We start from the raw sequence: 19,764 nt of genomic DNA on the forward strand, positions 1-19,764 counted from the left end.
CGTGCCGTCCTCGTCGGGCTCGGGTTCGAGCGTGCAGCCGAGCCCTGTGATCGCAGCGGCCAGGTCCTCGAAGCGTGTCGAGCAGGCGAAGGGGCCGTACGCGTCGCGCAGGGCCGCCGGGACGGAGGACTCGGTGTCCCACCGCAATCGGTGCACCTGCACGCTCACTCCGAAGCAGGGCCAGGCGCGGTCCTCCTCCTGGAACGAGAGCTCCACGAGCCCGTAGTCCCGGCGCAGCAGGCTGCCGTCCTCGGTGTCGAGGAAGCCGGCGCCGAGCTTGGTCTCCCACTGGGCGGGCTGCGCGCCCATGCCCACGCCCAACACATCGCCACGGGTGGCGACGTGGGCGTAGAAGTCGAGGTCGGACATCTACATCCTCTCCATCGCTTCGATCAGGGCCTGCAGTTCGGCCGTGCGGTCGTTGCTGAAGCGCCACTGTGGGTTGCGGCCTTCCTTCATGGCCTTGGCGCTGGACTCGAAGACCTCCTTGGCGCCCTTCGTCACCCTGATCATGTCAGCGCGCACCTTGGCGTCGGACTTGATCGTCGCCACGACGGCGTCGACCTGCTTCTGCGTGGCGGTGCCGTTCCTCAACCGGATCGCCTCGCCCCGGATGCCGCCCTGGCCGTCCGGGCGCAGCGCCACTTCCATGCCGTCCTTCATGTTGACGTGAGCGCCCTTGGTGACCCAGTCCTGGTCGACCTGGCCCACGTGGTCGATCTCGAGGCTGCACTTGTTCTTCTTGGCATTGTGGACCAGGACGGGCGTGCTTCCGGCGAGCACGTAGTACGTGTGGGTGCCGGCGACGGTGAGGTTGTGGACCGTCTGCTCGACGGTGCGCGTCGCGATCGCGATGACCTCCACCTCTGCGCCCGTGCTGGTGCGCAGCTCCGTCCCCGCGGTGAGGTCGACGGCATCGGTCCACAGTGCCGGGCCCGGCGTCCAGAACGGGTGGCGGTCCGTCGCCGTGATCGTGTCCGTGCCCTCCCCCGCAGCACCGTCGGTGTCCACGACGAGGGTGACCAGGCGCTTCTCCCCCGTTCCCGTGATCAGGTCGGTCACCGGCTCGGCCCGGGTGGAGCCGGTTGCGGGATCGGTGGCCAGCACCTCGTCTCCTTCGCGCACGCGCTCGATCGGCGTGCTGGCCCCGTCGCCCATGAGGACCAGGGTCCCGGGCGGGAAGCTGTTGCCGGTGACGCTTCCGGCGACGCACTTGGCCTTGCGGGCGGTCCGTACGTCGTCGGCGCCGAGGGCCTTCTTGCCCGTCTTGAGCCAGCGCAGCACCACCAGCGCGCCCGTGGCCCGGTCGAAGCCGCTCAGTTCCTCGTCGGTGGCGAGGTCCTTGCCCGTGACAGCCTCGACGATGCCCTTGCCGTCGCCGATGCCGGGCAGCAGGTCCAGCAGCAGTCCCATACGGCGCTGCTGCTCGTCGGCGTCGAGCCCGGAGGTCCCGGGGCCCCAGGTGTCCTTGAGGTGCGAGAAGTCGAACTCGATGCCGGGCAGCTCCTTGAGCTTCTCGGCGCCCTTCTTGATGCCAGGCACGTGCCTGTTGAGCTCGTCCATGCCCTTGTTGGCCTGGCCGATGCCCCGGTTCATCTCGTCCATGCCCTTGTTGGCGCGGCCGATCCCCCGGTTCATCTGGTCCAGCGCGCCGTTCACCTCGCCCAGCGAGTCGTTCATGTCGTCGAGGGCGTGACTCATCTGGCTCAGGCCGGCGTTGATCTTGTCGAGGTCCTTGCCCATGCCCTCGAGGCCGGTCCTGATACTGGTCGCCGCCTTCTGGAACTCCGGGTCGCCGACGAGCGCGGCCAGCGCGAAGATGATCTGCAGGAACGCGACGGTGACCTCGGCCAGTGCCACCACGGTCTGGATGGTCTCGTTGACTTTCGCGAGCCGGTGGTCGACGTCCGCCTGCGCGGCGGCGTAGGCGGCGCGGATCTTCTTCTCCGCCTTGGCCCGCAGGGCCGGGTCGGTGATGGCGGCGGGGTCCTGCTTGACCGCCTCCTTCAGCTCCTCGAACCCGGCGAGCTCTTTGCGGAGGTTGGCGAAGTGCTGGGTGTTGTCCTTGTGCAGGTAGTGGATGGCGTACGCGGCCACCCCCACGCCGGCGCCGACCCGGATCGCCTTGTCGGCGAACTCCCGGTAGCAGGCGGGCTTTTCGAGCAGCGGTTTGCCGCCGCACCCGGAGTACTTGGCTGCCGCCCTGACGATTCCGGCGAGCTTCTCGGCGGCGCTGACGGCCGCCTGACGCTTCTCGATGCCCTCGGCCGCGGCAGCGGTTTTCTCCCCCAGGCCCGGACCGAACAGCACTGCCAAGGCCATCAGAAACGCGACGGTGTGCCGCGTCATTCGGTGATGCATACACGTCCTACGTCGAGGGCCCGCGGATGCACGGCTGGTCGACCGTCACGCGGGCCCAGAGTTCCCCGGACGAGAACTCCCCCTGAAAATTACCGAGCGGTAGCTTACGTGAGGCGCACGCTCCCCGGGACAGCCGCGCCACGTCGTAGCGGGATGCGTAAGATGCTCCATATGCAGTTGGGCAGTACATCCATGCGTGGCGAGATCCTCATACGCCGGGCGGTCGCCCGGGACGTCAAGCGGCTCACGCGACTCGTGCGCGGCTCGCGTGCCTATGAGGGTCAGTACGCGGGGATGGTCGCGGATTACCGCGTCGGGCCCGACTACGTCGAGACGCATCGGGTCTTCGTGGCCGTCGACGCCGACGATTCGACGGGCCGGGTGCTCGGTTTCTACTCGTTGGTCCTCATGCCGCCGGAGCTGGATTTGCTCTTCGTCGAGAACGGGATGCAGGGCCGCGGCATCGGGCGGCTGCTCGTCGCGCACATGAAGTCCGAGGCGTGCGCGGCTGGGCTGGACCGTGTCCGGGTGGTGTCGCATCCTCCTGCCGAGGGCTTCTACCGCAGCGTGGGCGCGCTGCTCACCGGGACCGTCTCCGCGAACCCGCCCGCCGTGGCCTGGGACCGACCCGAGCTGGAGTTCTTGATCCAGTGACTGCCGACCCGAGCCTGAGCACGCCGCGGCAGGCGGGAGGAGCCGAGGCCAACTCGATGAGCCGTCTCGGATCAGGACACTCCTGACGCCGCTCAGACCCCGAGGACATCGAGCATCGCCCGGGTGGCCGGGCCGGGGTTGAAGCGGTTCCACACCAGGTACTCGGTCCGGCGCGGCCCGTCGACCACCGGGATCAACGCCAGGTCGGGGTTGTCGGCGGCCCGCGGCCGGATGAACGCCGACGGCAGCAGCGCGATGCCGAGCCCCCGTGCGACCAGCCGGGTGATCAGCTCCACGACGCCGGCTTCTTAGCGGAATCGCTCAGCTGCGAACCTGCCAGTCCCACGCCGAGGCCGACTGGGTCTACCTGAGCCCACCGGCCCTGCTCCGACCCGGCGTACGAACCGGCCGCTCCTGGATCAGCGCCGAGGACCCGGCCGTCGCCGTTGTCGACGAACTCGAGACCCCTGGGCCCGACCACCACGTCACGGTCGTCCACCACGGCGAACGCCCGGTCAGTGTGAGCCGGGATTCCGTCCCTTCTGATTCATTCGTGCTTGTCCTGGTGGCTGGGCGAGGTGTTTTGCTCCGCCATTCCCCACTGCCTTGCCCGTGGGGTGCGTGGCGGGCGGTGAGCTGTCAAGGGGCTGATGATCGTGGGGCGTTGGAAGGGCATCGCTCAGCGGCTGGGCGGAGACGGAGGGGCTGCGCGAGGGCGGGGCGGTCGACGCGGAAGGCGTGTCGTCGTGGTGAGCCGCGCTGTCCGGGGGTGCGGAAGGGGCGACCGGATCAGGGGCGGACGGGGCCGCTTCGCCTGCGGTGTCGTGGTGTGAAAAGCCGTCGGTGACGACCAGGCCGGCGGCGACAAGGGCTGCCAGCGCAGCCGCCGCCCCGCGCGCTCGGAGGCGGCCGCGTGTGGAGGCGGAGCGAGGGACGCCCTCGGGGAGCCCCGTCGAGACGCTGGAGGTGGACGGCACCTTCGCGGCGGGCGACAGGTTCCGGTGTGTGCTGTCCGCGGGTTCTGCGGCTGTGGGAGGTACGACGCGGAGCGCCGGCCGGGCGACGGATGCAGCAGAGCGTGCCGTGCTCGATCCGGCGAGACGGATCAGGGCTTGGACGCAGTCACGCGCCGTGGGGCGATCCTGTTCCTCCAGACTGGTCATGTCCTGCAGAAGACCGGCGAAGCCGTCGGGCAGAGAGTCCGGGAGGGCAGGCCGGCGGTGTAGGCGCGCTATGGCGGCCTCGAGAGGGCCGCCGTCGTATTCGAGTCGACCGGTGAGGCTTTCGAGGAGGACCAGGCCGAGGGCGTAGATGTCGGCGGGCCGGCCGACGGGCCGGCCCAGCACCTGTTCGGGAGAGAGGTAGGCCGCCGTGCCGGTCAGGGTTCCGGTGGCGGTGCGGATGGTCGCGTCCAGCAGCCGGGAGATGCCGAAGTCCGTGAGATGGGGGTTGCCGGAGGAGTCGAGAATGATGTTGGACGGTTTGACATCCCGGTGGACGATCCCCATCTCGTGGGTGTGTGCCAGCGCTTCCGTCAATGCGGCGCCGAGTGCGGCCGCAGCTTCGCACGACAGGGGGCCCTCGGCGATGCGGGATTTCAGGGTGCGCCCGTCGATCAGCTGCATGACCAGGAAGGCGTCGCCGTCCTGGTGTCCGACGTCGAAAGCGGTCACCAGTCCTGGGTGCTGCAATCGGGCAAGAATCTCGGCTTCGCTGCGGAAGGCCTCCTCCGTGTCGAAGCCGGTACCGCTGCGGAACATCTTCACGGCGACCGGCCGTCGCAGTCGCAGGTCGAAACCGCGGTACACGTCAGCCGCCCCACCCGAACCGATCAACGCATCCAGACGGTAGCGGCCGGCCAGGATCCGGGCACAGCCCCGGAAAGCCCGGACGCCCCGCACCGCGCGCATTGCCACCTCGATCGCCCCACTCCGCACACTCGCACCGCTCAGACGCCCGTCGTCGACGGGCCGCCGCACGCAAGTACCCACCCGCGCGGCGTTTGCACAATCTCCGTACTGTGCGAGCGGCAGGCCTAGGACTTGGCCCAATAGATCATGCGCTCGTTGGGCCTCATGCCGGCCGCTGCCGGCTTTCCCACCATGACGCGTGGTTCGATCAGCGGATGGTCCAGATGGAGCTGCGCTTCCAGATCAGCGATCGCATCGTCGATGTCTTCGTCGACTTCGGCGGTATGGCGACGTACCCAGAAGGACAACTCTTTCCTCCTCGGCCGCCACTGCGACCACGTCGGAGGAGATCAACCCCAACAGAGCCTGCACCGCAGTGAGAGCAACGTCATTGACACGCTCGACCTCGAGTTCTTCCATACCGCCGCATCTTGCCCCGCTGCCGTGCCATCGGACCACCTGGGGCAGCCGCTCACGCGACGGGACAACAGCGCGGCAACGGTGGCCGGGGAACGGATCGAACGCGCCTACCGGACCTGGTGCTTCTCCCCACTCAGACATACGGAGCGCCCGGCCGGACTGCCGTCGGGGGCGACGGTCCTGGCCCGGCTCGTGGTGCTCGCCCGGGGGCCGCCGGCCGCGGAATGTCTCGTCGTCGGGTACGACGGCGATCCGCTCGCCCCCCCCTCTTTGACTCTGTGCCTCTCCCGGTAACCCCCGTCTCAGCTCGACAGTTCCAGAAGACGCTGCATCAGGAGCTGCTCCTTGTCTGCGGCCTCATGTACGAGTTTTGACGCACTGTGGAGGGATTCCCGTGACGATGCGACTCCCGCCTCGTGCAGAAGTCCGGCCACCTCGGTCCACTTCTTCGACACCTCGCGGTAGGCGTCCGAGACCTCCTGGTATTCGCCGGTGCCAGTAATATCGGCGGTCTCCGCCAGGAACTCCGCCCACATCGTGCGGAACAGGCCCCCGCCGGTTCCCGCGTCCTCCATGATCGTGCAGATCTCGGGCAGGCTGTCGGCGGGCGAGTCGAGGTCGTCGAGCCACAGCGGCATCAGGTCGGCGACCTTGTTCATGCCCTTGTATCCGAAGTTGGAGATCGGCGGGTTCAAGAATTCCTCCGCCGCCTTCCTGATGCCTTTGCGTGCGGCTTTCCCCAGATCAGGAAGGCCGCTCTTGGGGAGATCGAGAGTGAAGGCGCGATTGCGGGAACTCATCGGGCCCCGGGCGTTCCGCGCTGTCTCGAGGGATTCCCCGGAGGCCCACTGCAGACCGAGCGGCTGGGTTTCGACCAGAGCGAAACGGTCGTCGTCGTAGCCGACGCAGGCGACGTAGTGGGCCGCGAACCGGAAGTCGTCGGTGGAGTAGTCGAGGAAGTAGCGGTCGAGCTTGAGGCCCACAATGGTTCCGGATTCAAGCTCGGCCAGCAGATGTTCCTTCGCCCGCTTCACCGACGACGTCTCGTGAACGGACAGCCTCAGCTTCAGTGTATTCGCGAGATTCTCGGACAGCGTGTCGGGCTTGATACGGCCGCCGACGAACGGGGTCGGCATCTGTTTCGTCCGCCAGTAGATGAACGACAAACCACCGGCGAGCCCGAAGATGAGCGACTCCGACAGGTCCACCTCTCGCTGCCGCAGGAGATTCACGAGGGTGGTCGACTCGCAATGGTTGCCGACGTACGGATCTTCTTCTAAAAGCGACACTTGTTCTCGTCTCCCTTCCTTCGCGTAGAGCGTAGCGCAACCCCCTGAAGTGCGATTGCGGACGCCGGAATCAGGGAGACTTCTTCGTTCAGATTCGCGAAACCAGGAAGTTGCCGAGGAACAGGTGATCCATCTCGGTCTTGAGGAAGCAGGACAGGGCGTCCGTGGGCGAGCAGACGATGGGTTCGCCGGCGACGTTGAACGAGGTGTTGATCAGGCAGGGAATCCCGGTCAGCTCCGTGAACTCCCGCAGCAGTTCGGCGAGCAGGGGGTTGCTCTGCTCGGTGACCGTCTGGATCCGTGAGGTGGCGTCGACGTGGCACGCGCCCTGGATCTTCTCCTGGTACTCGGGTCGCACCGGTACCACGAAGGTCATGTAGGGCGAGGACGTCTTCTTGCCGAGTTCGAAGACATCGGGCGCCAGGTGCTCCAGGACCACGGGGGCGAAGGGCCGGAACTGCTCGCGGTGCTTGATGCGTTCGTTGATGATGTCCTTGATGTCGGGGAACTTCGGGTTGGCCAGGATGCTGCGGTTGCCCAGGGCGCGCGGGCCGTACTCCATACGCCCCTGGAACCACCCGATGACGCATCGCTCCTGCATCAGGGTGGCGGCCTCCCGCGGCACGTCCGCGGGGTCCAGCTCCCGCCAGACGACCTGGTCGGCGTACTGCTGGAGGGCAGCCCGGATCTCCTGGCCGTCGTAGCTCGGGCCCAGGTACGGCGACGGGCCGACCCGGGGCGGTGTGCCGGCCCGGCCGCCGGCGAACAGCGCCGCGCCGATGGCCACGCCGACGTCGCTGGCACCGAAGCTGACGTCCATCCCGGTGAAGCGTGAACGCTCCAGCAGTTTGCTGTTGTTGACGCAGTTCAGGGCGAGTCCGCCCTCGAAGATCACGCGCGGCAGGTCGCTCCGGGCTTCGAGCGTCCGGATCTGGCCGGCGGTCACCGTCTCCAGCATGTGCTGGGCCGCACTGGCCACGCGGACCCGGTAGTCGAACTCTTCCCGGCCATCGGCATGTCCGCCGAAGATGCGGTCGAAGAGCTCGTAATAGGCGGGCACGGCGTTCGCCGGATAGGGAATCTTGTAGGTGCCGTCGGGGCACATCTCGACCACGTGCTCGAGGAACGGGTTCGGCTCGGGCGGCGGGCCATAGCCGGCCAGCCCCATCACCTTGTACTCGTCGTTGTTCGGGACGAATCCGAGGTAGCGCGTCACCACGGAGAAGAGCATCGCCAGTGAGTGCCGCGAGTCGATGGTCATGTCGTCGAAGATCTTCACCTCGCCCTCGCGCACCTCACCCATGATCGACGACAGCCATTCGGCGCGACCGTCGCTGACCAGGAATGCCGCGTCTGAGCCGCCCGAGAGGTGGTATCCCGTCATCAGATGCGCGATGTGGTGCGGGACCCGGACCAGCTTTTCAGGGCTCAGCCTGTGGCCCGTGTGCTCGAGGAAGTCGGCCTCGGTCGCGGTCTCACTGAACATCGCCTCGTGGGTTTCCGCCAGACGCCGCAAGCGCGCGAACTTCTGCTCGACGGACGCCGCGCGGTCTTCGGTGATCTCGGCGATCATCTTGTTCAGCACGTCCTGCGAGAACTGCCAGGAGAAGGCGTAGGTGTCGACGTCGTCAAAGGATATGCCGGCCGAATCCAGGCACCAGCGCATCGCGTTGACCGGGAAGCTCGACGTCTTCTTCTCCCGGTTGAGCCGCTCCTCCTCGACGGCGGCGACCAGCTTCCCGTCGATGACGAGCGCGGCGGACGAGTCATGGCCGTACAGCAGGTGACGGTCGATGCCGGTGGCGCGAAAGAGGCGTCCGAAGATTTCCGCAGACTTGCCGAATCCGTTGTAGCCCAGAACGATCATGAGGAGCTCCTTTCGCTATGGCCAGATCGTGAGGTAGTCCGAGATCACGGAGGATCGCCGGAAGCCCGCGTCGAGGACCGCGCCGGTCAGATCGGCACCGCTGAGGTCCGCGCCGTCCAGGTTCGCGCCCACGAGGCGGCAGCCGTTCAGCTCGGCGAGGATGAGGTACGCCTCGCACAGATCGGCGCCTTCGAGATTCGCGCCCCTGAGGTCCGCGGAGATCAGATACGACTCGGTCAGCACGGCGTCGGTGAAGTCCGCGTCGGCGAGTTCGGCGCCCTGAAGGTCGGCGCCGTGCAGCATCGCCTTGCGCAGATCGGGCCGGAAGGGGCCCTGCGCCCGGCGCCCACGGGCGTGTTCGTTCCAGCGTCGGGGACCCTGGAGCAGTACGGTCTCGTCCTCGGTGGGCATGTCTCGACCTCGCGTCTACAGGGTGGTGAGCGCGGTGAGCGCCCGCTTCTCGACGTCCATCGCGGACCGCGCCGTGACCGCCACGGCGTCCACCAGCGTTTTGAGGTCGTCGCGTGCGGTGGCGGCCCCTGCTGCCAGCAGCGCGGATCCCAGGTTGGACCAGAGCCGGCCGCTGTCGAGGAACTGGCCGGCCGCGTCGGCGTAGCGCGTGTCGCCGGTGCTGTCGGCGACCCTCGCCAGATATCGGCCGATCATCGGACGGAACAGCCCGCCACCGGTGCCGAAGGACTCGATCTGCCGCCCCAGGTGCAGCAGTTGACGGGCCAGCGCGTCGGTCCGCACCACGTGGCCGGCCAGGTCCACGTCCTCGACCTCGCCGTGCTTGGACTGCGGCCATGACGCCGCCGTCGTGGCCAGCAGCTTCATCCCGGGGATGCCCAGGTTCCGGCTGCCCGGCTTGAGGATCTCGCGGCACAGGGTGCGGACCGCCACCGGACCGACGCGGTCCAGCTGCGGAGTTCGCCGGGGCGCGCCGAAGACGTACACCTTCCAGTCCGGGTTCAGCGGCGGCGAGTTGCGGCTGGACCGGGCCGCCTGCAGCTCGGCTGTGCTCACGGTGACGGGTTCGTCGAACGCCGGATCCGACACCTCGAACGCGTCGGCGCCGAGAGGGCGGACCACGTTGACGAAGTACCCGCCGAAGGAGGTGCGTCCCTCCAGACCCCAGTAGGGAAGCAGGCCGAGGTCCACCCGGGTCATGACGGCCGGTGCCGATGCGAGCAGCTTGGCCAGGCCGTCACCGGACTTCGGCGTGTGCGTGGCGACCTCGACGCCCATCAGCCGTGCCGCCCGGAGCGGCATGATCGCCTGCTTGCCGACGACGATGTCCGGCGCGTTGCCGTTCGCCGGGAAGAACGAGAAGCCGAAACCTCCGTCCAGCCCGAACACGATTTCCTCGTCGACGTCGTAGCCGCCGGCCGCGAGGACGGCGCATTGGCAGGCCGACTCGCAGTGGATACCCCGCCGGTGGGCGTAGCGGCCCCTCTCGTTCATCGCGTCACCCCTGTCCCAGTGCCATCAAGGACCGGCGCAGCCGCGGGTCCATCTTCTCCACCGCGTACCGGAACGTGTCGCGGGGCATCTCGGTGTGCCAGGTGCGCAGGAACTCGGCCACCTCGTCGGGGTGGGCCTCGGCGGTGACCTTGAGCAGCCAGCCGGAGCCCTTCTGCACATAGGCGTCGTCGTCGTGCATCAGGCGGACGCAGTTGCCGAGGACGTGCGCCAGCGGCAGCTCGAAGACCGTCCGGCCCACCTTGCGCCGGACGAACTTCACGACGGCCACGTTCGCGGCGCGTCTGGCCCACGGGGAGGCGGACCCGGCCCAGCTCCGGGTCCGCGGGATCAGCTCCAGGTGCCCGAGGAAGAACGGGTACAGCAGCTTCAGGCACATGTCGTCGCACTGCGCCCAGTTGGACACGTACGACTCCAGCCAGTGGCGGCAGCGGTCCAGCAACTCCTCGCCGAGTCCGGTCCTGGCGACCTTGTGCAGGACCGCGAAGCCCAGGAGCACCTCCTCGTGGTACTCGGCGTGCGCCAGCAGCTCCTCCGCGAGGAGCAGCCGTGTCGCCGCGGGGGTGTCGCGCCGGTGACGGAAGTAGTCGGTGGCGATCTGGACGACGGCGGCGTTGCCGACCCCGAGGGCCCGGATCTCGTGCGGGAAGTAGCGCTGCATGCGCACCGCGAAGTCCGGGTCGGCCGCGGCCGCGAGTGTCTTCGACAACTCGTGCGCGGCGGTTGGAACATTGATCACTTGGTGCCGATCGTGAGTTTGAGCGGCTGGGCGGTCACCGGCTTCGGTGAGCGTTCCAGCCGGGGCTTACCTTGCATGACGTACTCGTATTCCTGGTGCATGTCGGCCACGGCCTGAACGGTTTCCGTCGAACGGTCCGTCAGGTTCTGCCCGCCCAGGCCCCACCACAGGTACCAGTTCTTGTGGCTCAGGTAGGCGTCGCGGACGAAGTCGAGCGTGTCCCGGTCGGCGAGGATCGCCGGCTCCACGTAGAAGGCGGGGACGAACGTGCCCTGGCCCTCCCGCAGGATCCCGGCCTTGACGGCCTGGCGCTGCAGCTTGGTGCCGCTGAGGATCCGGATGCCGAGGTTGGCGTAGATCTGGGCCGGATTCAGGTATCGCTCGGTGAAGCGGATCGACTCCCTCAGTGCCTGCGGGGTCTCCCCAGGCCCGCCGAGGAAGATGCAGTGGGTGTGCTCGATCGGGCTGGCCGTGAACAGGCGGTCGATCTCGAGGACCCGGGCCATGTCGAAGCCCTTCATCAGGTCCGCCAGCGCCTCGTCGGTGAGCGCGTCGGTGCCGAGGTCGACTCGGATGCAGCCGGCCGCGTGCAGCAGCTTCACGAACTCCGGTGTGACCGCGTTCGGCGTCAACTGGCAGTACCAGGGCACGTCGAGCTTGGCGCGGATCATCTCCTCGCACACCTCGGCCGCGTACTCCATGGGGTAGTTGAAGGTCGCGTCGACGATCTCGAACTCCCGCACGGCCGGGTTGTCCGCCATGGCCCGCTGGATCTCGCCGACGACCTCGGCCGGGTCCTTGAACCGGTTGCCCTTGCCCTCGGTCTTGCGGATGATGCAGTAGGAGCAGAACAGCTTGCAGCCCCGTTTGGTCTGCAGGGTCTCGATGGCCGGCTGGTGGTCGCGGGTGAGGTCGGAGGCCGCCGAGACGCCCTCCTCGAAGTACCGGGGGTCGTAGACGGAACGGTCGGGCTCCAGCGCGCCCAGGTCGAACGCGGAGTTCGACTGGTTCTGGCAGAACTTGCCGTTGTCGTCGAGGTAGCAGAGCCCCGAGATCGACTCCCGTCGCCCGCCGGACTCCAGGTAGTCCAGCAGCTGGACGATGCCGGCCTCGCCCTCACCCGCGATGCCGTAGTCCGGCTGGGCGTACTCGAAGAACGACAGCGGCTCGACCGAGAAGCCGGAGCCGCCGAGGACGACTTTCGCGCTGGTGTACTTGCGCACGCACTGGACGATCTTCTCGGTCATCGGGCCGAAGAAGACCGGGTCGATGAAGGTCAGGTTGTCCAGGTTGCGCACGGCGATGCCGACGACGTCGTACGTCTCGGTGGTCAGCTTCTCCCGGACCGCCTTGAGCTCCCGGGACTCCCAGAGCAGGTCGAGGACGTCGACCTGGTGTCCGGCGTGCTTGAGCGCGGCGCTGATGTAGGCCATGCCGATGGGCAGCGCCGGCCGCGGCACCCGGATCTTGTTGGTGGAGATGAGCAGTACGCGCATGGGCCTTCACTCTCGTCAGGACTGCCAGTACGTCGCCGGCTGCAGGTCGCCGCTCAGGGTGGCCTTGGTGCGGTACCGGCGCATGCGGTCCAGGCCGACCTCGACGACGCCGACACCGGGCTCCTTGCCGAGGTCCACCATCCGTTCGTCGCCGTCGACGAAGTCGAATCGTTCGGCCTCGAGGAACAGCGGGTCCGCCAGGATCTGGCTGCGCCCCATGTAGCCGAATCCGGCGTACAGGTTGGTGCCGATCCCGGAGGCGAAAGCGATGATGCATTCGGCGTCCACCGCCCTGACCGGCAGTCGCATGTTCGCCACGTAGGCGAACATCTCGGGCACCAGTGCGGAGCACACGATGATGTCGACCCCGCGGCGGCAGTACTCCCGCGCCACCTCGGGGAAGTTGATGTCGTAGCCCTGCATCAGGCCGATGCGCCCGAACTCGACGTCGAAGACGGGGTACTCGGATCCTCCGCTGAGGTAGCGGGCCTCCAGTTCGTGGCAGTGCACGCGCCGGTAGTGGCCGAGCAGGGTTCCCTCGGGGCCGCACAGCACCGATGTGCTGTAGAACTTGCCGTCGTCGCCGCGCTCCAGCAGGCCGGCCACGATGTGCACGCCGGCCTGCTTCGCCTGCTCGCGCAGGAAGTCGGTCTCGGGCCCCGGTACGGTCACCGACACGTCCGCGACCTCGAGGATGTTGCCGGACGTGGAGAACGCCTCGGGCAGGCAGATCAGGTCCGCCCCCTGTTCGACGGCCTCGTGGATGTAGTGCTCGGCGCGGCGCAGGTTCTGGGCCGGTTTGCCGAGCTTGGACTCCATCTGGACGACGGCGATCTTCGTCCCGGGCATCACGTGCTCACCGGCTCGAGGGGGCGCGAGGAGATCACCAGGCCGAGGTCCTCCTCGACCACCTGCCAGTCCGCCAGGCCGGCCTCCTTGAGCAGTTCGGCCGCCTCGTCCCGGGTGTAGGCGGCCTGCAACGAGCGCATGAACTCGTCGCCGCCCTCCTTCACGAACTGCAGGATGAAGGTGATGTGCCCCTCCTCGGCGTGCCGGTTCATGTCCTCGATGATCACGACACCGTCGGGCTTGCAGATGCGGGCGCACTCCTTGAGCGTCTCGACCGGTCGGCGCCAGCGGTGCAGCGAGGAGAACGAGAACACGATGTCGGCGGAGTCGTCCGGGAAGGGCAGCCGGTTCAGCTTGGCCATCTCGAACTCCACGTCGCCGGCGCTGTTGGCCCACACGGCCAGCGTCAGGTTGTCCTCGGCGACGTCCACGAGGTTCTGGTTCTCCTCCACGCCGGACACGGCCAGGTCCGGCAGTTTGCCGGCCACGTGGAGGGACAGCAGGCCGGTGTTGAAGCCGACCTCGACGAGGTCGGTCATCCCGTCGCGGACGTTGGCCATGATGCGGTCGCTCGGCCGCTTGTACGCCATCAGCGCGGAGCGGCGCATGCCGAGATCGTAGAAGCGGACCTTGTCGATGTCGTCGTGCGGGGACGGCTGCGGCACCCGCTCGGTCAGGTTCAGCAGTCGGGCCTCAGTGGTGGTCACAGCCGGCCTCCTCGTCCTTGGGCCGCGTGGTGAGCTGCAGGGGGATGGGCTGGCTGGAGATGAAGTTGGAGATGTCCGCTCCCAGGTGCTGCGGGTAGCGCCGGAACTCCGGCGAGTAGAACGCCTTGGAGATGTTGTCCAGGTAGTACCAGCCCTTGGGGCCGGTCACCTCGATGCCGTTCTCGTCGGCGGTGATGAGTTCCTTCTCGATCAGGCCGTCGATCTCGGCGCGGAACATCTCCATGAAGTCGACGCCGTGGATCCGGCGGAAACGCTCCCGGTTGACCCGCCCGGCCTTGACGCCGAGCACCATCGACCGCCGGATCGCCTCCGACTTGGTGATGTGCTTGCCCATGGAGATCGGCAGCCGGCCCTCCATCACCGTCTGGATGTAGCGGCCGATGTCGGGTTCGTTGAAGTACCAGTGGTCGCGCAGGTGCCCGGTCGCGGTCGGGCCGAGCGGGATGATGGGGATGTCCTCGCTCCACGACGTCTCGCCGTACTTGGGCTGGTAGCCGGGCTTGGCGAAGCAGTCGCCGTAGTAGCCCAGGAAGCCGTTCTTGGAGAGCTTCTCGGCGGCGAACAGGAACATGTCGTCGACCACGGCCTTCTCCGGGACCGGCGGCAGCTTCCTGCGCTTGGTGGAGATCTGCGCGAACTCCATGTACGTGTAGAACGAGATGCAGGTGACCCCGAGTTCGATGGCGACGTCGAGGCTGTGCTCCCAGCTCTCCATCGTCTGTCCGTTGATGCCGTGCATCAGGTCGATGTTGATGTTCTCGAATCCGCATCGGCGCAGCAGCCGGATGCTCTCCTTGAGCATCTCCGGGTCGTTCGGACGGCCGATGTTCTTCAGTTCCTCCGACACGAAGGTCTGCACCCCGAGGCTGATGCGCCGTATGCCGCGTTCCAGCAGGACGGTGGCCTTGCGCTCGCTGATGTCGACCGGGGTGGTCTCGATGGAGAAGTCCGCGCCCTCCTCGACGTCGAAGCTGCTGAACATGTGGCCGAGCAGATCGTCGAGCTGCGGGGCGGTGAGCGCGGTCGGGGTTCCGCCGCCGATGTAGCCGAGGGTGATGACGTGGTCCTGGATGTAGGGCCGCTCGGCGTAGTTGGTGATCTCCGTCTTCAGCGCGTCCAGATAGGTGCGGGTCAGGTCCCGGTCGGTCTGGTGCTTGATGTACGGGCAGCTGAAGCAGAGCCGGTTGCAGAAGGGGATGTGGACGTACACGCCCATGGGCTTGCGCGTGAACACCTCCTCCTCGTTCACCGGCACGTGCTTGGTCGGGTACTGCCGCACCCACTCGCTGTCGCGCTCCGGATACTCCTTCCAGAACGGCATGCTCGTGGTCGTGGTGGTGATGCTCATGCGATGTCCTCCGGTTCGACTTGGTCGACGATGGAACGGACGACGTCCGCCAGAGTGGGCTGGAAGTAGGACGCGGAGCGCAGTGCGAGGCCGGCGGCGTGGGCTCGGGCCACCACCTCGGCCAGCGTGCTTTGGTGGTCACCGTCGGCCAGGTCGAGCCGTACGCCCTGGTCGATGGTGCGGACGGAACGGATCGGGCCGCCTGCCTGGGCCGCCTGCCCGGCCCAGTCGTGCAGCCGCGCGAGGTGGGTTTCGGTGAAGGCCTCCAGGATCAGGCTGGAGCGCTCGCCCCACCGGGTCACGGCGTCGAGCGAGGCGTCCTTGATCTGGCGGCCCTGGTGGAGCACCACGACCGAGTCGGCCAGCGCGAGAAGTTCGTCGCGGTGATGACTGGCGAACAGCACGCCGACGCCGTCCTTCTTCAGGCTCCCCAGCAGCTCCAGCAGGGTCTCGCGCGCCGTCGGGTCGAGGCCCGTGGTCGGCTCGTCGAGGATCAGCAGGTCGGGCCGGTGCGCCACGGCGCAGATGACGTGCAGCTTGCGCTGGCTGCCGCCGGAGAGACTGCGCACGTACTGGTGGCGGTACCGCTCCAGTTCGGCCAGGGCGATCAGCTCCTCGTACCGGCCGGGGTCGGCCCGGCGGAGCTTGAGCTGGTGCTTGACGTACGTCTCCACGCTGACGCCGTCCGGGAGGTCCTTGGCCTGCTGGACGTACCCGATGTGGCGGCCGACCTGCCCCCAGCGGCGGGGCGGGGTGCCGCAGATGCGCACCTCGCCGCCCGACGGGCGCAGTAGGCCGGCGACGAGCCGGATCAGTGTGGTCTTCCCGGCGCCGTTGGTGCCGATGATGGCCACGCCCTCGCCGGCGTCCACCGAGAAGGTGAGGGAGCGCAGGGCGAAGTCGGGGCTCACCCGGTGGTCGAGCCGGGAGACCGACAGGACCGGCGCTGCGGTGCTCGTGGTGTCAGCCATGGCCGATCCTCCTGCGGAAGGCCCAGGCTGCAATGGAGAGGGCCAGGAACGAGTAGGCCACCGCCAGCACCGACGCCCCGGTGGCAGAGACGTCGGGCGAGGTGGCGGCGCGGAAGATGTCGACGTGAACCGAGAGGGGGAGCCTGGCGAAGACGTCGCCGAGGGTCCCGAGGTTTTCCAGCGGGAAGAAGATCCCGGCGAAGTACATGAGCGGGATGACGATGATGTTCACGACCGCCGGGAAGGAGATCTCGTTGGTGTACGTGGCGATGAGGATCCCGAGTCCGGCGAAGGCCGTGCACGCGGTGAAGAAGCCCAGCACGAACAGCGGCACCGACTCGATCCGGGCGTCGAAGACCCCGACGCCGAGCAGGAGCACCAGCACGAACTGGAACAGGCACTTGAGCACCACGCCGATGATCCGGGCGAGCAGGAACCCGGAGTACGACAGGGGCGAGAGGATGAGGTCCTCGATGGTGCGCCGGTTGCGGTCGATGATGACCGTGTAGCCGACGGTGTAGGTGCAGCTGAACATGATGCCGGCGCCGATGATGCCGGGGAAGACGAAGCCGAAGTAGTTGGCGGCCGTCGGTGCCGGGCTCACCATCTGGTCGGTCGCCGCCCCGAAGGCCAGCACCATCGACACCGACGTCAGCAGTGTCGACACCGCGAACAGGCGGTTGTCGAAAAACTGCCGCATGTCCATCACGACCAGCCCGAGCACGTCGCCGAGCCAGCCGGACTCCGGCTGCATACGTGTTGCCCTCATCAGGCGGGCCCCCCGTGGATCGTGGTCCAGGTCGAGCGCAGGTCGTCGTGGAAGGGCAGTCCGGCGCGGGCCTTGCGCCGCTGCCGCCAGTGCACGTCCGCGTCGATCACCGTTTCCCGGCTGCCCGGGGCGGCCTCGGCGAGGATGTCGGCGTCCTGGTCTTCCCGGGCGTCCTGCACCAGTCCGTCGACGATCATGCTGCGGCCGACGTAGGTCATGTTCGCGAAGCGGTTCTCCCCCACCCCGCTGGCGAACACCAGCGCGCACTCGTTGTCGGCGGCCCGGGCGCGGCACAGGGAGCGCAGCGGGTGCGAGAACGGCCCGAAGAGGTTGGCCACGCAGACGACGAGGTCGGCGTCCTGGGCGAGGTACTGCCGGCTGGCCTCCGGGAAGCGCAGGTCGTAGCTGACCTGGAGGCCGATCCGCCCGACGGGTGTGTCGATGACCTCGCCGGGCGAGCCGGTGGAGACGTACTCGGACTCGCCCACCCACACGCAGGCGCGGTGGTACCAGCCGAGCGGGTCGCCGCCGGGGCCGACGAGCACGGCGGCGTCGAAGACGTCCCGTCCGGACGACAGCAACACGCCCGCGGCGATGTGCATGCCGAGGGTGCGGGCCTGCTCGGCAAGGAACTGGACGACCGGGCCGTCCTCGGCGGTGGCGTCGGTGCGCAGCGTCGGGAAGTTCAGGCCGGTGGCGAACGTCGCCGGCAGGCACGCCAGGTCGGCCTCGCGTTCTCGTGCGGTGGACAGGAGCTTGGCGGCTCGCGCCAGGTTCTCATCCCGTTGCCCGGGCTCGATCCGCATCTGCAGGGCGGCGAGCCGGGTTCGGGGGCCGCGGAAGAGGCTCATCGCGGCGCCACCTCGGCCGTGACGTCCTTGCACGCCCGTTCCAGCACCGGAAGGAACTCGTCCACCATCGCGGGTGTCACGTGCCGGGTGACGACCAGCCGCAGGGTTTCGCCGAATCGCTTCGAGGTGGAGACGATCCAGCCTTTCGACTCCAGCAGCTGTGAGATGCGCACGGCGTGCGGCATCTTGACCACCACGATGTTCAGCTGCGGTTCGGCGAACAACGCGTGCCCGGCGGCGCGCAACCCGTCCACCAGGTACTGCGTCACCTCGAAGTTGGTCCGGGTGAGGTCGCGGAAGCCGTCACGGCCGAGGTGTTCCAGCACGGCGTAGGTCGATACCGCGGCGGCGCCCGGCCGGGTGCCGAGCAGGGTGTTGTGCACGGGTGTGTCGATGAAGAACGAATCGACCGCGAAGCGTCCGGCATCCTGTGCGCCCCGGAACAGGATCGCCCCGGCCGGGACGTTGGCCAGTCCGTACTTGTGCGGGTCGATGGTGATCGAGTCGACGCCGTCGACGGTGAAGTCGAACTGGGGCAGGTCATGGCCGAGTTCACGGGCGAACGGGATGATGAAGCCGCCGGTGGCCGCGTCCACGTGCAGGTGCACATCGCGTCCCGCCACCACCGGCCCGATCTCGTCGACCGCGTCGACCACACCGAACTCGCTGCTGCCGGCGGTCGCCACGACCGCGACGGTGTGCTCGCCGATGCGCCGGGCCACCTCGTCGGCCGGCAACCGCAGGGAGTCGTCGACCGGCACGACCACCGGGGTCAGACCCAGCAGGCCGAAGACCTTGGTGAAGGAGAAGTGCACGGTGCTGCTGACGACGACTTCGGGCCGGTCGGTCAGCCGCCCCCGGGCACGCGCCGACTCGCGGGCCACCAGCATCGCGATCAGGTTCGCCTCGGTACCACCGGACACCAGACTCCCCGACCCGCCGGGGTTGCCCAGCAGGTCGAGCAGCAGCTCGACGACCTTGCGCTCGATCCGCTTGGTGCCGCGGAAGATGCGCACGTCGCCGAGGTTGGTGTGGGCCGCGGCGGACGCCATCTCGACGCCCAGCGGATGGGGTTCGGTGCAGATGGAATTGAGCACCCTGTTCCAGGGCACGTCGTCCGCCATCTCCGTCGCGATCCGCCGTCGGACGTCGGAGGCGGACTCACCGGCGTTGCGCATCTCAACTCACCTGCGCCGTCAGGTCCGTGTACAGCTCCGTCCGGCGTGCCCACAGCCCGAACCAGAGGGTCTGCTGGAAGCGCAGGTCGGGTTCGCGCAGGTGCCGGATCTTCTCGACGTCCCAGGGCGCCTCGATGACACCCTCGTCGGGACCCGCCTCGGCGACGAAGCCCTCGGGCACCGCCACGGCGCTGCCCCCACCGCAGCGTTCGCTCAGCGAACCGGCGAAGGCCACCGCGACGGTGTTGAGGGTCGCGATGCCCCACACCGCGGCGCGCTGCGACCCCTGCTGCCGGCCGTCGAGCGACCCGGCGACCAGCAGCAGCTCGGCCCCGGCCAGGCATTCGATGCGCGGCGGTTCGACCAGCCAGAAGTCGGGGCCGAGGAGCAGCCCGACGCGGCCGAACGGCGTCTCGACGACGGGGAAGTCGTCGCCGGTGCCGGTCGTCCCGTCGGGCAGGACGGGCCGCTCCACCCGGGCGCACTCCGAGCCGCCCGGGTCCAGCAGCCTGGCCACCTGCACCAGCCCGCCGCCCGGCCGTGTCTGCGCCCACGAGCCGGTGAGCACATAGGTGCCGCGGGTGCGCGCCAGTGTCGTCAGCCGGTCCAGGCACTCCTCGCGCAGCCACCGGGGCAGCTCCTGGACGTCGCCGCCGGTGGTGAACGCGTTCTCGGGGAGGACGACGAACGACGCCTCGTCGGTCACCCGGCTGTCGAGATCGTCGAGTACGGCCGAGGCCGTCGCCTCGAGGGTCGCCCGGCGGGCGTGCTGCGCTACGAAGATGGTCACGAACGAGGCTGTCCAGGTACCCGGAGAGCAGGAACAGGGCGCGCATGTTGTACAGCGTGTGC

Annotated in this window: 19 protein-coding genes and 2 pseudogenes; 2 read left to right on the forward strand and 19 right to left on the reverse strand. The window is 68.2% G+C overall.

Translation table 11 applies throughout. The features are described 5' to 3' along the window. Both ABZ281_RS06895 and ABZ281_RS06900 read right to left on the reverse strand, forming a co-directional pair. The coding region (locus tag ABZ281_RS06895) for a hypothetical protein (RefSeq protein WP_356652862.1) at positions 1-369 on the reverse strand (369 nt) is incomplete at its 3' end. Continuing rightward, positions 370-2,322 (reverse strand): polymorphic toxin-type HINT domain-containing protein, encoded by a 1,953-nt coding sequence (locus ABZ281_RS06900; protein WP_356652864.1) that lies wholly within the window; start codon positions 2,320-2,322, stop codon positions 370-372. Positions 2,323-2,514: 192 nt separating this feature from the next. Between ABZ281_RS06900 and ABZ281_RS06905 the strand changes: the two genes are divergently transcribed. Continuing rightward, entirely contained in the window at positions 2,515-3,015 is a 501-nt protein-coding gene (locus tag ABZ281_RS06905; RefSeq protein WP_356652866.1) for a GNAT family N-acetyltransferase, read from the forward strand. A gap of 92 nt (positions 3,016-3,107) precedes the next feature. Here ABZ281_RS06905 and ABZ281_RS06910 read toward each other — a convergent pair. Then, a pseudogene (locus ABZ281_RS06910) lies at positions 3,108-3,323 on the reverse strand (LysR substrate-binding domain-containing protein); the annotation flags it as partial. A gap of 2 nt (positions 3,324-3,325) precedes the next feature. Here ABZ281_RS06910 and ABZ281_RS06915 point away from each other — a divergent pair. Then, positions 3,326-3,514 (forward strand): annotated as a pseudogene (locus ABZ281_RS06915) (hypothetical protein); the annotation flags it as partial. 16 nt (positions 3,515-3,530) lie between these two features. Here ABZ281_RS06915 and ABZ281_RS06920 read toward each other — a convergent pair. From ABZ281_RS06920 to ABZ281_RS06995, 16 genes are all read right to left on the reverse strand, one after another. Next, entirely contained in the window at positions 3,531-4,925 is a 1,395-nt protein-coding gene (locus tag ABZ281_RS06920; RefSeq protein WP_356652868.1) for a protein kinase, read from the reverse strand. A gap of 125 nt (positions 4,926-5,050) precedes the next feature. Further along, on the reverse strand, positions 5,051-5,233 hold the full coding sequence (locus ABZ281_RS06925) for a hypothetical protein (RefSeq protein WP_356652870.1): 183 nt from the start codon (positions 5,231-5,233) through the stop codon (positions 5,051-5,053). Between the two features lie 414 nt (positions 5,234-5,647). Next, the gene (locus tag ABZ281_RS06930; protein WP_356652872.1) at positions 5,648-6,634 is read right to left on the reverse strand and encodes a BtrH N-terminal domain-containing protein; all 987 of its coding nucleotides are present in this window, start codon (positions 6,632-6,634) and stop codon (positions 5,648-5,650) included. A gap of 88 nt (positions 6,635-6,722) precedes the next feature. Next, positions 6,723-8,501 carry a carbamoyltransferase C-terminal domain-containing protein gene (locus ABZ281_RS06935; protein ID WP_356652874.1) on the reverse strand — a complete coding sequence of 593 codons (1,779 nt, stop codon included), beginning with the start codon at positions 8,499-8,501 and terminating at the stop codon, positions 6,723-6,725. A 15-nt stretch (positions 8,502-8,516) separates the two neighbouring features. After that, entirely contained in the window at positions 8,517-8,912 is a 396-nt protein-coding gene (locus ABZ281_RS06940) for a pentapeptide repeat-containing protein (RefSeq protein ID WP_356652876.1), read from the reverse strand. 15 nt (positions 8,913-8,927) lie between these two features. Beyond that, positions 8,928-9,965: a DUF4872 domain-containing protein gene (locus ABZ281_RS06945; RefSeq protein WP_356652878.1), complete on the reverse strand. Its 1,038-nt coding sequence runs from the start codon at positions 9,963-9,965 to the stop codon at positions 8,928-8,930. 4 nt (positions 9,966-9,969) lie between these two features. Further along, positions 9,970-10,722, reverse strand: a complete 753-nt coding sequence (locus ABZ281_RS06950) for a DNA alkylation repair protein (protein WP_356652880.1) — start codon at positions 10,720-10,722, stop codon at positions 9,970-9,972. Beyond that, positions 10,719-12,218 carry a radical SAM protein gene (locus ABZ281_RS06955; protein ID WP_356652882.1) on the reverse strand — a complete coding sequence of 500 codons (1,500 nt, stop codon included), beginning with the start codon at positions 12,216-12,218 and terminating at the stop codon, positions 10,719-10,721. Before ABZ281_RS06955 ends, ABZ281_RS06950 begins: the two co-directional genes overlap by 4 nt. A gap of 15 nt (positions 12,219-12,233) precedes the next feature. Next, positions 12,234-13,067 carry a carbon-nitrogen hydrolase family protein gene (locus tag ABZ281_RS06960; RefSeq protein WP_356652884.1) on the reverse strand — a complete coding sequence of 278 codons (834 nt, stop codon included), beginning with the start codon at positions 13,065-13,067 and terminating at the stop codon, positions 12,234-12,236. Then, the gene (locus ABZ281_RS06965) at positions 13,067-13,774 is read right to left on the reverse strand and encodes a class I SAM-dependent methyltransferase (protein WP_356652886.1); all 708 of its coding nucleotides are present in this window, start codon (positions 13,772-13,774) and stop codon (positions 13,067-13,069) included. Before ABZ281_RS06965 ends, ABZ281_RS06960 begins: the two co-directional genes overlap by 1 nt. After that, complete coding sequence (locus ABZ281_RS06970) at positions 13,761-15,143, reverse strand: coproporphyrinogen-III oxidase family protein (RefSeq protein WP_356652888.1); 1,383 nt, start codon at positions 15,141-15,143, stop codon at positions 13,761-13,763. The genes ABZ281_RS06965 and ABZ281_RS06970 overlap by 14 nt, the downstream gene beginning before the upstream one ends. Next, entirely contained in the window at positions 15,140-16,114 is a 975-nt protein-coding gene (locus ABZ281_RS06975; RefSeq protein ID WP_356652890.1) for an ABC transporter ATP-binding protein, read from the reverse strand. Before ABZ281_RS06975 ends, ABZ281_RS06970 begins: the two co-directional genes overlap by 4 nt. Then, complete coding sequence (locus ABZ281_RS06980; RefSeq protein WP_356652892.1) at positions 16,107-16,883, reverse strand: ABC transporter permease; 777 nt, start codon at positions 16,881-16,883, stop codon at positions 16,107-16,109. The genes ABZ281_RS06975 and ABZ281_RS06980 overlap by 8 nt, the downstream gene beginning before the upstream one ends. Further along, entirely contained in the window at positions 16,883-17,734 is an 852-nt protein-coding gene (locus tag ABZ281_RS06985) for a carbon-nitrogen hydrolase family protein (RefSeq protein WP_356652894.1), read from the reverse strand. Before ABZ281_RS06985 ends, ABZ281_RS06980 begins: the two co-directional genes overlap by 1 nt. Then, positions 17,731-18,912 (reverse strand): tyrosine decarboxylase MfnA, encoded by a 1,182-nt coding sequence (gene mfnA, locus ABZ281_RS06990; RefSeq protein WP_356652896.1) that lies wholly within the window; start codon positions 18,910-18,912, stop codon positions 17,731-17,733. Before mfnA ends, ABZ281_RS06985 begins: the two co-directional genes overlap by 4 nt. Position 18,913: 1 nt before the next feature. Beyond that, positions 18,914-19,702 (reverse strand): carbon-nitrogen hydrolase family protein, encoded by a 789-nt coding sequence (locus ABZ281_RS06995; RefSeq protein WP_356652898.1) that lies wholly within the window; start codon positions 19,700-19,702, stop codon positions 18,914-18,916. Between the last annotated feature and the right edge of the window lie 62 nt (positions 19,703-19,764).

The sequence above is a fragment of the Streptomyces sp. NPDC006265 genome, assembly GCF_040613555.1.
GTDB lineage: Bacteria > Actinomycetota > Actinomycetes > Streptomycetales > Streptomycetaceae > Streptomyces.

What these genes read in the sequence shown, in the direction of transcription:
- mfnA (WP_356652896.1), bottom strand. Translation starts at nt 18,912, where the DNA reads ATGCGCAACGCCGGTGAGTCCGCCTCCGACGTCCGACGGCGGATCGCG.
- ABZ281_RS06905 (WP_356652866.1), top strand. Translation starts at nt 2,515, where the DNA reads ATGCGTAAGATGCTCCATATGCAGTTGGGCAGTACATCCATGCGTGGC.
- ABZ281_RS06945 (WP_356652878.1), bottom strand. Translation starts at nt 9,965, where the DNA reads ATGAACGAGAGGGGCCGCTACGCCCACCGGCGGGGTATCCACTGCGAG.
- ABZ281_RS06970 (WP_356652888.1), bottom strand. Translation starts at nt 15,143, where the DNA reads ATGAGCATCACCACCACGACCACGAGCATGCCGTTCTGGAAGGAGTAT.
- ABZ281_RS06975 (WP_356652890.1), bottom strand. Translation starts at nt 16,114, where the DNA reads ATGGCTGACACCACGAGCACCGCAGCGCCGGTCCTGTCGGTCTCCCGG.
- ABZ281_RS06920 (WP_356652868.1), bottom strand. Translation starts at nt 4,925, where the DNA reads ATGCGCGCGGTGCGGGGCGTCCGGGCTTTCCGGGGCTGTGCCCGGATC.
- ABZ281_RS06955 (WP_356652882.1), bottom strand. Translation starts at nt 12,218, where the DNA reads ATGCGCGTACTGCTCATCTCCACCAACAAGATCCGGGTGCCGCGGCCG.
- ABZ281_RS06985 (WP_356652894.1), bottom strand. Translation starts at nt 17,734, where the DNA reads ATGAGCCTCTTCCGCGGCCCCCGAACCCGGCTCGCCGCCCTGCAGATG.
- ABZ281_RS06980 (WP_356652892.1), bottom strand. Translation starts at nt 16,883, where the DNA reads ATGAGGGCAACACGTATGCAGCCGGAGTCCGGCTGGCTCGGCGACGTG.
- ABZ281_RS06900 (WP_356652864.1), bottom strand. Translation starts at nt 2,322, where the DNA reads ATGGCCTTGGCAGTGCTGTTCGGTCCGGGCCTGGGGGAGAAAACCGCT.
- ABZ281_RS06935 (WP_356652874.1), bottom strand. Translation starts at nt 8,501, where the DNA reads ATGATCGTTCTGGGCTACAACGGATTCGGCAAGTCTGCGGAAATCTTC.
- ABZ281_RS06940 (WP_356652876.1), bottom strand. Translation starts at nt 8,912, where the DNA reads ATGCCCACCGAGGACGAGACCGTACTGCTCCAGGGTCCCCGACGCTGG.
- ABZ281_RS06960 (WP_356652884.1), bottom strand. Translation starts at nt 13,067, where the DNA reads ATGCCCGGGACGAAGATCGCCGTCGTCCAGATGGAGTCCAAGCTCGGC.